Origin of the sequence: Dictyobacter alpinus (genome assembly GCF_003967575.1) — a bacterium.
Classification (GTDB): Bacteria; Chloroflexota; Ktedonobacteria; order Ktedonobacterales; family Ktedonobacteraceae; genus Dictyobacter; species Dictyobacter alpinus.
In genome coordinates this window covers 2,250,393-2,264,139 of sequence record NZ_BIFT01000001.1, presented here as the reverse complement: position 1 = coordinate 2,264,139, position 13,747 = coordinate 2,250,393, and the positions used below count along the sequence as shown (strand labels likewise).

The 13,747-nt window shown below is 47.0% G+C and carries 11 protein-coding genes and 1 tRNA gene; 7 read left to right on the top strand and 5 right to left on the bottom strand.

The annotated features are described in order from the left end of the window. Positions 1–35: 35 nt before the first annotated feature. Positions 36–1,211: a tyrosine-type recombinase/integrase gene (locus tag EL633_RS08955; RefSeq protein ID WP_161982048.1), complete on the top strand. Its 1,176-nt coding sequence runs from the start codon at positions 36–38 to the stop codon at positions 1,209–1,211. A gap of 119 nt (positions 1,212–1,330) precedes the next feature. Here the strand turns inward: EL633_RS08955 and EL633_RS08950 are convergent. Next, positions 1,331–1,403: transfer RNA gene (locus EL633_RS08950), tRNA-Phe, on the bottom strand. A gap of 411 nt (positions 1,404–1,814) precedes the next feature. Between EL633_RS08950 and EL633_RS08945 the strand changes: the two genes are divergently transcribed. The 3 genes from EL633_RS08945 (at position 1,815) to EL633_RS08935 (ending at position 4,896) form a co-directional block, all read left to right on the top strand. Further along, entirely contained in the window at positions 1,815–2,420 is a 606-nt protein-coding gene (locus tag EL633_RS08945; RefSeq protein ID WP_126626849.1) for a CHAP domain-containing protein, read from the top strand. 246 nt (positions 2,421–2,666) lie between these two features. Continuing rightward, positions 2,667–3,413, top strand: a complete 747-nt coding sequence (locus EL633_RS08940) for a COG3942 and LysM peptidoglycan-binding domain-containing protein (RefSeq protein ID WP_126626848.1) — start codon at positions 2,667–2,669, stop codon at positions 3,411–3,413. 766 nt (positions 3,414–4,179) lie between these two features. Then, entirely contained in the window at positions 4,180–4,896 is a 717-nt protein-coding gene (locus EL633_RS08935; protein WP_126626847.1) for a hypothetical protein, read from the top strand. A gap of 51 nt (positions 4,897–4,947) precedes the next feature. On the opposite strand, the gene ada is transcribed toward EL633_RS08935, so the two are convergent. Next, positions 4,948–6,012 carry a bifunctional DNA-binding transcriptional regulator/O6-methylguanine-DNA methyltransferase Ada gene (gene ada, locus EL633_RS08930; RefSeq protein WP_126626846.1) on the bottom strand — a complete coding sequence of 355 codons (1,065 nt, stop codon included), beginning with the start codon at positions 6,010–6,012 and terminating at the stop codon, positions 4,948–4,950. 226 nt (positions 6,013–6,238) lie between these two features. On the opposite strand from ada, the gene EL633_RS08925 reads away from it, so the two are divergent. The 3 genes from EL633_RS08925 to EL633_RS08915 all read left to right on the top strand — a co-directional run bounded on the left by EL633_RS08925 (position 6,239) and on the right by EL633_RS08915 (position 10,860). Then, positions 6,239–7,432 (top strand): M20 metallopeptidase family protein, encoded by a 1,194-nt coding sequence (locus EL633_RS08925; protein ID WP_126626845.1) that lies wholly within the window; start codon positions 6,239–6,241, stop codon positions 7,430–7,432. 241 nt (positions 7,433–7,673) lie between these two features. Further along, entirely contained in the window at positions 7,674–9,167 is a 1,494-nt protein-coding gene (locus EL633_RS08920; RefSeq protein ID WP_126626844.1) for an MGH1-like glycoside hydrolase domain-containing protein, read from the top strand. Positions 9,168–9,690: 523 nt separating this feature from the next. Beyond that, on the top strand, positions 9,691–10,860 hold the full coding sequence (locus EL633_RS08915) for a hypothetical protein (protein ID WP_126626843.1): 1,170 nt from the start codon (positions 9,691–9,693) through the stop codon (positions 10,858–10,860). Between the two features lie 214 nt (positions 10,861–11,074). Here the strand turns inward: EL633_RS08915 and galU are convergent, their stop codons facing one another. The 3 genes from galU to EL633_RS08900 all read right to left on the bottom strand — a co-directional run bounded on the left by galU (position 11,075) and on the right by EL633_RS08900 (position 13,657). After that, positions 11,075–11,950: a UTP--glucose-1-phosphate uridylyltransferase GalU gene (galU, locus tag EL633_RS08910; RefSeq protein WP_126626842.1), complete on the bottom strand. Its 876-nt coding sequence runs from the start codon at positions 11,948–11,950 to the stop codon at positions 11,075–11,077. Positions 11,951–12,392: 442 nt separating this feature from the next. Next, positions 12,393–12,899 (bottom strand): DUF1440 domain-containing protein, encoded by a 507-nt coding sequence (locus EL633_RS08905; protein ID WP_126626841.1) that lies wholly within the window; start codon positions 12,897–12,899, stop codon positions 12,393–12,395. A gap of 173 nt (positions 12,900–13,072) precedes the next feature. After that, entirely contained in the window at positions 13,073–13,657 is a 585-nt protein-coding gene (locus tag EL633_RS08900; RefSeq protein WP_126626840.1) for a VIT1/CCC1 transporter family protein, read from the bottom strand. Positions 13,658–13,747 lie beyond the last annotated feature (90 nt).

Below are 13,747 nucleotides of genomic sequence, written 5' to 3'. Positions count from 1 at the left end.
AGTGCAGCTTTTTTCTTATAGGAAGGATGAATGCAATGGTTGAGAAAAAAAGTGGAGGCCACCGCGGCCATGGAGAGGGCTCCATCTCTCTACGCAAGGATGGCAGATATGAAATTAGAATAACCCTCGAAGACGGCACTAGAAAACGTACCTATGCAAAAAATAAAAAGGAAGCAAATGAAAAACTAAGGCAGCTCCAGCAAGAGCTTCACCAGGGAACTGTTATCAGTGGAAAGCAACAAACTTTAGAGCAGTACTTAAAAGAGTGGTTAGAGACTCACAAGCAAACTATTCGACCTCGTAGTTGGGAACGTTATGAAGCGATCGTTCGCTTGCACCTGGTACCTACATTAGGCAAACTTACGCTGCAAAAGCTTACTCCTCAACATCTGGATCGTTTGTATCTACAAAAATTAGAAGGAGGATTAAAGCCAAAGTCTGTTGCTGCTATCCATGGCATGCTTCACACGGCTCTGGATAAGGCGGTTCGTTTAGGTCTGGTGTCACGAAATGTTTGTAAAATGGTTTCTCCTCCACGAACTGTACGCAAAGAAATAACTCCTCTGTCAGCTGCACAGGCTCGTAAATTGCTAGAAGCTGCTAAGGGCCATCCTCAGGAAGCGCTTTTCCTCTTGGCACTTTCAACAGGCATGAGACGTGGTGAGTTGCTAGGATTAATGTGGAAAGATGTTAATTTAGTGCGCGGCGTCTTACAGATCCGCCATGCTTTAGTTCGCATGCCTACTGGACAAGGATATCAACTTGCTGAAACGAAAACGTCAAAGAGTCGCCGCAGTCTAGTCTTGACGGTTCCGGCTATAGAGGCTCTGAAGAAGCATAAAGAAGTACAGCAGCAGTGGAAAGAAGCAGCTGGCCCCTTCTGGCATGATAATGACTTTGTCTTCTGCAAACCGATGGGTGAGCACCTGGATCCAGGCTATGATGTCCTGGTTCAATTAAAAATGCTACTCAAAAAAGCAGGCTTGCCGGATATTCGTTTCCATGACCTGCGTCATAGTACAGCTACGCTCTTGCTAGAACAAGGCACCAACCCGAAGATCGTGCAAGAGATCCTGGGTCACAGTCAAATCAGCATGACGATGGATATCTATTCTCATGTTTTACCTACTATGCAGATTGATGCTATGAGCAAGTTGGGGGATATCCTAGAAGATGCTGATGAGGTGAGCGAAGAAGAAGAGGAGGACTAAAAGAAGAGATTTTTTTGTTTTGGCGTCAATTTCGGCGCAAAATGCCATTTTTTGCCAAAAACGAACCCGCGTCCATCAGCCTATGGAGCCGATGGACGCGGGTTTCAAAAGTATGAAGGTGCCAAGAGACGGAATCGAACCGACGACACTAGCATTTTCAGTGCTATGCTCTACCGACTGAGCTATCTTGGCGTGGCAATAATATAACACGTTCTCGAATTTACGTCAACCCCTGCGGGGCGCTTTTTTTGGTGCCTCAGAAAATTGATTGGTACCTCCCGGTACTTTTTGTTTGACTTTTTTTCAGGGGTTGACAACACCTGGCCTTTCTTTCTTTTTGAGTGGCAAAATGAATTGCTATATTTACTGTGAATTACTTTAAATACTTTTTGTGTATAGATTGTGAGTGCAACTATTGTGACCTTTTACGGAGATGTCCAGGCTCAAAATCGATTCTGAGTAGCTAATTGGTACCATGTTTCATGGTGTTTCATAGTGTTTCAGTTGAGGATGCGTTAATATAAAGACAACCAATCGGTACATTTTAAATAACCGTGGTGGTGATTGAGAATGTACATATCTACCTAAGGAGATTCACTATCTATGCCGAAAACACACAGCATCTCGCAGTTCGGATCCCAACATCGAGTCGTCAGCATGGTCGCCGGACAGGTTGTCATAATGGCTGCTCTTGCTCTTATGTTGCTTGGCACTGGTATGGTTACTGCACAGTCTGCTTCCGCTAAGGCGAACACAAATATGGCTACACAGGTTGCGACTACGGCAAATGTTCATACTACTTCCGCTCAAGTTACTCCTGTGACTTTGCATACCCCGTCTACCGCTGTTCGTGGTCGTGGCAATTACTTCCCATGGGGTCAGTGTACCTATTATGCAAATATGCGCTACTATCAATTGCATGGTATCTATGTTCCCTGGACAATTAATTCAAATGCATATCAATGGGTTGCTCGCGCTTATGATTATGGTTGGCATGTCTCTGCTACTCCTACTGTTGGTTCTATTATGGTTCTGGGCACATGGACTCAGGGTACCGGTAGCTATGGTCATGTAGCAATTGTTAATCAGGTTTTGAGTAATGGACGTGTGCTTGTCAGTCAGATGAACTGGGCTGGCCTGGGTGTCATTTCACAGTCGCAGTTCCGTTATGGTCCTGGTTCGGGTGTCTCTTTCATCACCGACAAATAGTCTTTTTTCCCTAAAAAAGAGGCCAGATAATATCTGACCTCTTTTTTTTTGTGCTTTTTGGCTTGTATTAAAAGCGTATAAAAATAATTGAAGGGATCTTAACCTTATATCAACCTTTTTTCCTATGTTTCACTGTATTTCATGATGACTGGCTTATGATGCGCTAATATATACATCGATATCCATTAATTATAAGTAGCAGGTATCTCTGCCTGTGTTGTTTTGCAGAGTCGAGGAGAAGTAGATTTGTTGTCAACTGAAAAGAGTCGACGTATCTGGATGTACTTACGGCAGCATCGTGTGATGAGTATTGTGGTTGGTCATGTTATTGTGTTGACGGTGCTCGGATTGGGCTGGTTGGGTAGCGCCTTTACGCCGGCTCTATTTGGCGCTCTAGCTCAGGCTCCTTGTGCGCAGGGTGATCAGACGTATGTGGTGCGTAGCGGTGATACCCTGGGATCGATTGCGGCCAGTCATGGGACGACGTGGCAAAAATTGTCTTCCTATAATCATCTGGCTAATCCCAATATGATTTTTGTAAGTCAACATATCTGTATGCAAAATTCAGGCACTAATGGTATCGCTAAAGCGGCGCCTGTGAGTAATCGTCCTGTTCAGCTACCCGTGGTGGGTGCGATCCATGGGAAGGGCAATCCTTTTCCCTATGGGGTGTGTACATGGTGGGCCAGCCAGCGTTACTTTCAGGTGCATGGCTTCTTTGTTCCCTGGTCCATGAATGCGAATGCCTGGCAGTGGCAGGATCGGGCGCGTGAGTTTCACTGGCATGTGTCTGCAACTCCTGTAGTTGGTTCGATTATCAATCTACAACCGGGAGTTCAAGGGGCCTCTGGCCTGGGCCATGTGGCCCTGGTGGAGTCTGTGAAGAGTAACGGGCATGTGATTGCCAGTAATATGAACTGGGGTCCCAATTATACCCAGGTCACAAATGTCGAGTTTGCTCCAGGCCCCGGTGTCTCCTTTCTCTTTGCCTGAGCAGCGGAGTTGTAAAGGGTAGTCAATCCGCTTCCGGAAGTTAGAGAGGTATCCCCTGGTATGACTCATGTCGCACGAGCCCGCCTGAGCAGCGGGGTTGCAAGGGGCTAAGCCGCCCCTTGCCAGGGTCAGAGGGATGAGCCCTCGTGTTTCTATTCTTTACCCGCACCGCCTGAAAAGCGGGGTTGCAAGGGGCGGCTTAGCCCCTTGCCGGGGTTCGAGGGGTGTCTCCCTCGTATCTTCCCTTCTCTCGCGTGCCGCCACAGTCGGCGAAAAGAAAGGAAAGATACCTTTGAACTGAATATCAATGGCTGATACATAAAAGATCTACATTTATTTTGTTGATTTCTAACCAGTGCTACACTAAAAAAAGAGATGCTCCTTGTTTCTCTTCTAGTAGGGAAAACGGCTTTGCGAGGATAATAAAGATAGTGGATCCATCATGGAGCATCTTCCCCCTTGCACCCACCTCACTTTATGCAAATTGAGATTCCATAGTAATTGTTACCATTATTTACTACAAAACATGGACTTATTGGTGATATATTTGCATCTTTTATGCATTTGGACTATTATTAAATCCTGCCCCAGGCAGGCAGGATAGTCCTCATCTGGGTTCATATATGATATCTACCGCATATATCTGCTCTATCAGGTTCACTCAAGAGTAGCCAATCCCAACACTTGACGAGTACTTCTATTCTGTTATACTACTTATCAATAAGAACAAATGTTCTAAAAAATCTATCTAGAAGGAGGAATCGTAATGGGAACGACTTATACCCGCCGGCAGCCTGCCTATTACGATGTTGAGGATCGTGATGATCTTTATGTCACGCGTATGCCGAGTAGCACACGTCGCTACAAGCCATATGAGACCGTAGATGATCCTCTGGTTTTGCAAAATCAGAATACATCTTCTATTCAACGTCGTCGTTCAAGTGGAAATACTACTAAGACTCAAAGCGTGTATCCCACTCGACAACCAGGTGGTGCTGCTTACAGCGCTGGTCGACCGTCCAAAACGGTAGATGTGCGTCGCAATGAACTGGCTCCCAAACAGGGTCCGGCCAAAAAACGTTTTTATCCAATGTTAATCGTTGGCATGATCGTGGCGATGTTGCTTTTGCTCGGTTTGACCTGGCTGTTTTCGTGGTGGCAGGGCTTTCAACAAGATATGACCTATGGTTATCCCCGTACCGCTCATGTTGATGCTGTGGTCGGACATAATGATAGTACTGAACATCCTACCCACTTTGTCTTTATTAATCTTCACGGACATATTCAAGTTTATGAAATTCCGGGTGGCGATACTTCAAAAATGCGTATCTTTAATGGCCCTACTCTAGATGGTTCTGGCCAGGACCTCATTCCCATCACCGGGAGTGTTGTCAACCAGCAAGGGAAAATCAATTTGATTGTCCATGTCGGTGACCGGGATTTCCTCTTCATCAATGATGGGAAGACTTTCCACCCGCGCTGATTTCTGTATTACTACTATATATTACGGATATGCATCACTGATATATATTGTCTAGGAATCGGTTTTCTCCTGCGTGAGGAGACGGCGTTTACGCTCGATACCCCAGCGGTATCCTCCTGTTTCTCCGTCTCCTCTTACTACGCGGTGACAGGGGATGATCAGGGCGACTGGATTGTTGGCACAAGCTTGCGCGACTGCGCGGGCTTTCTTTTTGTCTCCTAGACTTTGTGCGATTTCTCCGTATGAGCGGGTCTCTCCTACTGGTATGCTGCGTAGCATTTCCCAGACACGCCATTGAAATGCGGTGGCCTGGACATCTATCGGCACGTTAAGCTGGTTCCAGCTGCGTTCTCCCTCCAGATAGTCCAATATGTTGTTGACCCATGTTTGGAGCTGACTACCATCCTGGTAAATCTGGGCGGCTGCATATTCTTGTTGTAGTCCTGCCTCTAGTTCTTCTTGGTTATCTCCCAGACTGACCGCACAGATCCCTTTGCTGGTGGCGGCCACCAGTAGCTGGCCCAATGGACTGGTGACGATGGTGTAAGCTATCTGCATGTCCTGACCTCCCTGACGATAACTATTGGGGGTCATGCCTAGATGGGTGGGGACGCGCTCGTAGAGGCGACTGGTTGAACCATAACCGGCGTCATAAACCGCCGCTGTTATCGCTTCCCCCTCGCGCAGACGCGCCTTGAATTGTTCCATGCGCCGGGCGTCAACGTATTGACGCGGCGTGATACCGGTATTATGTTTAAAGATGCGTTGCAGATGGTAAGGACTCATATGTACCTCTTCTCCCAATTGTGCCAGTGTAAGGCGTTCCTCTAAGTGCTCATTTATATACGTACATACCTGTTGGACAATGGCTTCGGCGGCCGCGTTATAGGATTGCTGGAGCTGTGGCTGGCAGCGGCGACAGGCTCGATAGCCCTCGCTTTCGGCGCTCTCGGCGTCATTGAAGAAACTGACCTGCTTCCTATTCGGCTTACGTGAAGGGCACGAGGGCTTGCAATAGATGCCAGTTGAGTGGACCGCGTACACAAAATCTCCATCACTATTGCTGTCTCGCTCAACTACGGCCAGCCAGCGCTGTTCGTCATGCAAAATTTTCATAGCTTCTCCTGACAAGTGCGACTATTGCCCCTTCAAGGCTTTTTAATGTTCGCCCAGAGGTTGCAGGGCGATCACTCGTAAGCGCTGAGATAGACAGTATGCTAGAAACGCGTCAATTCATATGTTACGATGATAATATAAAATCTACTAAGAATCTATCCGATTCTTGCTTTTGATATGCCAGGATCTTATATCGTTCAAGTATTTTGAGAGGAAGAGGGTCTGCATGCAAGTATTTCAGTCTGATAGTTTGAAGAGCGAGATTGATGAGCGGGTGCCGGATCTGGTGGCGATGCGCCGTGATCTCCATGAACATCCAGAGACGGCTTTTGAAGAGGTGCGTACCGCTGGCATTGTTGAGCAGCGCTTGCGTGCATTGGGCTTTGAGGTCCAGACTGGTATTGCGAAAACTGGTGTGGTGGGTCTATTGCGTGGCGAGGGCGCAGGTGCTGATGCGAAGACGCTAGCTATTCGCGCTGATATGGATGCTTTGCCGATCCTGGAACAGACGACAGTCGATTATCGTTCGCAGACTGATGGTAAGATGCACGCCTGCGGCCATGACGGCCATACCTCAATCGGCCTCACAGTCGCGGATATCTTAAGTAAAAAGCGTTCTGAGTTGAAAGGTAATATCAAGTTTATTTTTCAGCCAGCAGAAGAAGTAATCGGGGGAGCGCAGCCTATGGTTGAAGCCGGTACGGTGAAGGATGTGGATGGAGTGATCGGCCTGCATTTGATCAGTAACTATCCCGTTGGTCGCGTTGGTGTGAAGGCCGGCACTGTTTTTGCCAGTGCCGATAAGCTGAAATTGACAGTGCATGGAAGTGGTGGACATGGAGCGATGCCTCAGGACGCCGTTGATCCTATCGTAATTGCAGCCCATGTGATCACTACCCTGCAGACCCTGATCAGCCGTGAAACCTCCCCTTTTAGTCCTGCCGTAATCACCATCGGAACCATCAACGCTGGCACGGCCTTTAACATTATTCCAGAGACGGCCGAACTGGGTGGTACCATGCGTGCCTTTTCGGCCGAACATCGTGCTTATCTGGCCCGGCGTATCCAGGAAGTTGCCAATGGCGTGGCCGTGGCCCTGGGCGGCTCCTGTGATGTTGAGGTATACGATGGCTGTCCCCCTTGCGTCAATGACGCCACCATGACCGAACTGGTATATAGCGCCGCAGTCGCAAGCGTAGGCGAGTCCGCAGTCGATACCGGCGAAGAGATCCCCACTACTGGTGCAGACGACATGGCCTATTTCCTGGATGCTGTACCAGGCTGCTACTTTATTGTCGGCGCACAAAACCCAGAAAAAGGAGCCAGTTATCCCCACCATCATCCTCGCTTTAACATCGATGAAGATGCCCTACCAATCGGCGTCGAAGTCCTGATACGCTCAGCACTCAACTTTTTCTAAGCATATGGCTCCCAGGAAAGTGGGAGCCACAGCGTCTCCATTTTTTATTATATGGAGGCAAGGAATGTGCCCCATTTTTTATTTATGGATGTCGGAATTGCGCATTGCGCAATTCCGACATCCATAAATAAAAAATGCAAGTTCCCGTCAGGGAACGAGTGCGGCCGCACCCCATAAACAACGCGAAAACACAAAACCAACACATATATTTAATCCATCAGAAAGTAGATAGTAAAATACAATGACAACTTTTTCAAGCAAAAAAAACACCCAACACCTGCAGCCAATCTCATTGCCTGCAACCACCTTCCATTCTGGTAATGCTCTGCTGGACGATGCGTTTCGTATTGCTATCGGCGATATCGTTGGGAATATCGTTCCTTTTAAAGATGGTTTATTAGAGCAACCAGCGCAAGCATTAATGGCAGGACTCGGCTATGCAACGCCGTGGACGCGCGATACGGCGCTTAATGTCTGGAATGGCGCGGGCCTACTCTTTCCTCAAGTGGCACTGCAGACTTTGCTGGCGGTGCTTACACGCAAGGATGACAAGGTTCAGATCGGTGGACAGTATTGGGATGCCATCTCCTGGACACTTGGTGCCTGGTCCTATTATCTTTGGACAGGAGATAAGGCTTTTCTCTCCCTGGCCTTTGAGGCGATCAATAATTCACTGCTCTATTTTGAGGTCAACGAGTTTGATGAGCAGTTACAACTATTCCGGGGCCCGGCCTGCTATGGAGATGGTGTGGCGGCCTATCCTGATCGTTATGCACGCACCAATGGATCAAGTAGTATTCTGGACTGGGTTAAGGCTAATCCACAGGAGGCAGCGCATCCTGGTTTTGGTTTGCCAATGTGTGCGCTCTCGACAAATTGTTTGTATTATGCGGCCTATCGCTTATTGGACAATATGGCGCTGGAATTGGATCATCCTGTTGATCCGCTCTGGTTGCAAAAGGCTATGGTTCTAAAGGAGGCGATTAATCGGCATTTATGGAATGCTGAGAGCGGTTTGTATCGCTATTTTATGGATGCACATGGAGGTAGTGAGGAACAAGAAGGTATGGGTCATGCCTTTGCCTTGCTATTTGGTATCGCCGATGAAGAGCAGGCAACCTCGATTTTACTACAGCAGCACATTACCGAGCATGGCATCCCCTGCGTCTGGCCTCCATTTTCGCGGTATAGTAGTCCCGATGGTATGCGCTTTGGCCGCCATTGTGGGGTCGTCTGGCCACACATCCAATCCTTCTGGGCCGAAGCCGCGGCAAAATCTGGCCGCTTTGATCTTTTTGAGCACGAATTGCGTACGCTGGCTGGTAGAGCCCGGCGAGATAGTCAGTTTGCTGAAATCTATCATCCTCTTACCGGAGCTATCTATGGTGGTGTGCAAGAGGGACATCCTGATCAATCCACGTCTGAGCAGCTAAGTGAATGGCAATCCTATCCCCGCCAGACATGGAGCGCGACTGGCTATCTTCGTATGCTCTTTCGGGTGATCCTTGGTATGCAATTCAATACGGACGGCATAACGTTTACGCCATATCTCCCCACTGATATGCAGAGGATCAAGCTTTCCCAGCTCCCATATCGCTCAATGGTCCTGGATATTGAGATTCAAGGTTCCGGCTCGAGTGTACAGGAATTTCTCCTCAATGGCGAGCCCAGTTCCTTCTATCAAGTACCAGTTAACGCCATCGGCCACCAACAGGTTTTCATTCATTTAGCCTGATTGGGGTCTGATCGAAAGAGACCATAAATCTAATTTTAAAGTATTAACAGTTTTTTAGTAATAGAATTATTAAGCCAAAAGACGGGTGATGTGCTAGCTACACTCGTCTTTTTTTGCTGCCTTATAAGGTATGAACTGTAAGCAGAAGTGGAGGCGTTAAGAAAGAGGTGCTTACCTCACAGGAGATGATATGGTTTACCTGTTCATTGAGCGAAAAATATATTTAAAGTATCAAACTATGTTTTTTTATAATTTGAGGATACTATATATATTTTTAAATTTTGAATATGAAAATTGTTAAATGAAATTATATAGTAAAATATTTATAAAAGATAACTTTTTCTATATTAGTATCAAAAAATGATAAAAGTATTAAGTTATAGGCAAAAGTGGCGAAAAGTATATTATGGAATACATATTTATGGCAGAAGTGAGCCTGTATATGTATCTTGCAGCAGTCTACGCATTTGAACTATAGAAAAGGAGAGTCGCTGCAACTGTTATTAGGGAAGGATTATCTAACATGTTTTTGATGAGAAAGTTGTTTTTGCTGCCTTTGCTGGCATGTCTCTTCAGCTTTGGTGTATTAAGTGGGCATACTGTCCACGCCAGTTCTCCCCAGCTCACTACTGTGCGGGTGACAGCCCTCTGTAACGCCACGCCCCCTGTTCCTCCCACTCTGATAGCTCAACTCGCACCGGGCCAGGAAATCAATGGTAATATCTTTGTCGTAGGGCCAGCAGAGGGTACAATACCACCCTCACAAATCATTCTTACCGATTCGGCCAGTGACACCATTATTACTGTTAAAGAAGGCGATCCCCCGCAGTCGTTTGAATTCAATCCTATCACGTTTGATAAAATCACTGCCTGTGTTACTGATACTGCCAATACTGGCTATGTAGACTACAACATCCAAGACCGATGCTGCTTCAAAGGATGTGATTGCCGTGAAGGTTGTTGTAATAATAAAATTTCTGTTTCCGTTAACAACAGCTATACGGTCAATGGTAACGCAACCAATTCACCAACCATCACGAATACTATGCCGAACACAAGTTCGCCAAACTACACAAATACGAACTCTGGTGGTACCGCGTCGAATACCAACGCGCCAATGAATAACCCAAATAATACATTTTCACCATCTAACACCAATTCGCCAACGAATACGCCAACAATTAATAGCCAGTTTGCACCAACGGATACCAACTCATCAACTGCTACCAACTCGGCCAACCCGATTAACACCAATACGCCTAGTGGTAACAATACGGCCAATCCGACTAATACGGCTAATCCAAGCAACACCAATACGCCGAGCAACACATCAAATGGTACCAACAACAATAGCAATACGCCAAGCAACAACAACGCACCAAGCAACCCATCAAATGGTACCAACAGTAATAACAACATGCCAAGTAATAACAACACGGCCAATCCAAACAACACCAATACCAGCACCCCATCCAATTTAAATAAGAACCTGACTAAGAACATCAATCGTAACAAGAATTGGCCGTGGCTTATGAACTTTAACCGTAATAGTTATAAGTTCAAAGGCCATGGCCATAAGTTTGGAGGAGGCTACAAATTCAGATATTGCGGTAATTATGCTCATCACCATGGATTTGTAGGCGGCTACAAACTTGGTCTTTCCTATAACAACCGTCATAGTTTGAGATTCTAGGATTAGCAAAAGTTTATGCTAATGTGACCACGTGTTAAACTTGCGTGTGAAAGCCCTGGATGGATGGTCTACGACATAGTAGCATTCAATCCAGGGCTTTCAGTATTTTCACCGTGTGTGCAGGCCTATGGCATCATCAATGCCCCACTATCTCTAAAGATCTCTATTGTGGGGGGCCCAATTAGCCGTCATGGCTGAATTTATGCGTAATAATTCAATGGCTGTTTTCTTGCAATACCTGTTGCATATAATCACGTAATGCGGGAGCGATATCTGGATTACGTAATGCCCAGGCGATCGAAGTGGTTAGCAGTCCAAGTGGCGTACCCATATCGTAGCGCAAGCCTGTGAAATGCAGTCCATGACATTTGCCGGCGCGAGCCTGTTCGAGCAGGGCATCTGTGAATTGGATTTCGCCGCCGCGACCAGGTTGAGTTTTTTCAAGGATTGGGAAGATGTCCGGTGTGACGAGATAGCGGCCGGCCACAGCGAAATCGGAAGGTGCATCTTCTGGCGCTGGTTTCTCTACCAGGTCATTGACTTGATAGATGTATGGCTCCTTCTCCTGCACCGAAGCGATACCATAGGATGAAATAAGCTCACGTGGAGTCGAGAAAAGTGAGAGCACCGAGGTCTGATATTGATCATAGATCTCGATCAGTCTGGAAAGGCAAGGTGTCTCAGGCGCGAAAATTTCATCACCAAGCATAACAATGAATGGCTCATCGCCCACCGCCTCGCGTGCGCAGAGGATAGCGTGTCCGAGCCCCAGTGGTTCGGCCTGACGGATCGAAACATATTTCGCCATCTCCTGAACGCGGCGCACAGCGTCCAACTCTTTCTTTTTGCCCTTACGCTCCAGCATCATTTCCAATTCCGGGAAGGTATCGAAATGATCCTCGATGGCTCGTTTGTTACGATTCGTAATAAAAATAATTTCTTCAATGCCGGCCTCGACGGCCTCTTCCACAATATATTGAAGTGTCGGTTTATCGACAATTGGCAGCAGTTCTTTGGGCACCACCTTGGTAGCCGGGAGCACACGTGTTCCCAAACCTGCCACTGGTAGTACCGCTTTACGAATACGCATTGGTCCTCCTTCTAGTTAAAAACAGACACTCACATAATCATGCCTGTTGTCTGCAACATTCATGTCTATTCCGTATTGTATTTTATCGCACTGTTGAGGTCAATCTGAACAACGCCCAAAAAATATAGCGCTGGAAAAAAATTACCTACAGGTAATCCCTTTTTTCCGCGCTATACAATTGATATTCATGTACCCCGGCTCATCTTCTTCGCAGAAGTGAGAGCACCACAATAATGACAATAATAATAATCAAGTAAGGCAGCTCAATACTGAGATAGAGGGTGTTGTTGGCCACGTTTAAATTCATAGCACTCGCACTCTTTCCTTTGATTTTTAGCAATAGTTGCCTATAACATTGCCCTTCTCATATAGCACGTCTTACTCTGTAGAAGAGTTTTATCGTATGCAAATTTGTGTATATTTGATGATAGCGAGAATAGATCTATTTATTTGCATCCAGCTGCTTCGCCAGTAGATCGGCCACGACGCCAGTGACTCCTCCCCAGATAAGATGAGCTATAATCATAAGACTATTACGCTCTGATGTCTCGTTAGTTCCGGCGGCCAAAAATTTGCCCGCAGGTAACCATCCCATATAACTTGCTGCCCAGACCCCTAAACCGAACAAGCTCCCTTTTAGGAGTGGTGGCAGCTTCAACTTGCCCGCAAATGTACTATAGAGCGATCCCATGCTGGCACCATAGCCTAAATGCGCGGTCAGGGTAGCCCCAAGTAACTCTGGTTTGTTTAAATCCATATTTGTGCGGTCGGCCACTTCACCAGTAATTTTTTCAGGTGGCAACGCATCCTTTTGCCAGGCAGGTAGAAACCTGTGCGCGGCCAGCATAAAGATAGTCATTGGAATAGTCGCTATTCCTCCTGCGACCGCGCCAATTATCGAAGGAAACGTAAAGGACGGGACTGGTAGTGGGCCTTGTTCGTGTGCCATAGAAGTGCTCCTTGGTGTTTAGGAATTTCGCGTGGCGTCTTTGCCATGTTTTATGTAACACGTAACTGGTACTACAAGCAGTTTCGTTGGGATGGTCATAAAAAAACAGGGATGTAAACACATCCCTATTTATATGCTACCATATTCTAGCACTTTCTGGCATATTACGCTGGTCAGGCATTACCAAAGATCATAGCTGCTATAAAGACCAGAATGCCGCTACCGACGACCTGGATCATGGATTTGACCCACTGAGTTTTGAAGTAGCGATGGCGTATGGCAGCGATCACCACTAACTCAACGGCAACCACCACATAGGCCAGTAGGAGCGCGATTTGAATATTGCTTACAAGGAAGGGGAGGGTGTGCAGTGCTCCACCAATGAAGGTCATGATACCAGTAATTGCGCCGCGTACCACCGGACTTCCCCGGCCGGTGAGGGTTCCGTCATCTGATAGTCCCTCTGAAAACGCCATGCTGATGCCGGCGCCTGTGGCTGATGCCATTCCGACCAGAAAGGCGGTGAAAGGATTATGCGTGGCAAAGGCCGTGGCGAAAATAGGGGCGAGGGTAGACACGGATCCATCCATCAGACCAGCCAGCCCTGGCTGGACCACGCGCAGCAGAAAGTCATGGGAGGTATCATCATTATTGCGGAGGGCGCTGATAATCGCATCAATCTCTGCGCGCACAGTCACTTTTTCGGCTTGCTCTACCTGTACCTCTGGCCGATCTACATTATTTCTCTCTTGTACCATGAGACAGTCTCCTTGTACACCTGACTGGTCTTTCGCGGCACTAATCTCTGGTTGATTATTCCGCTTTCCTTCAAGTGGGAAAAATAGAAA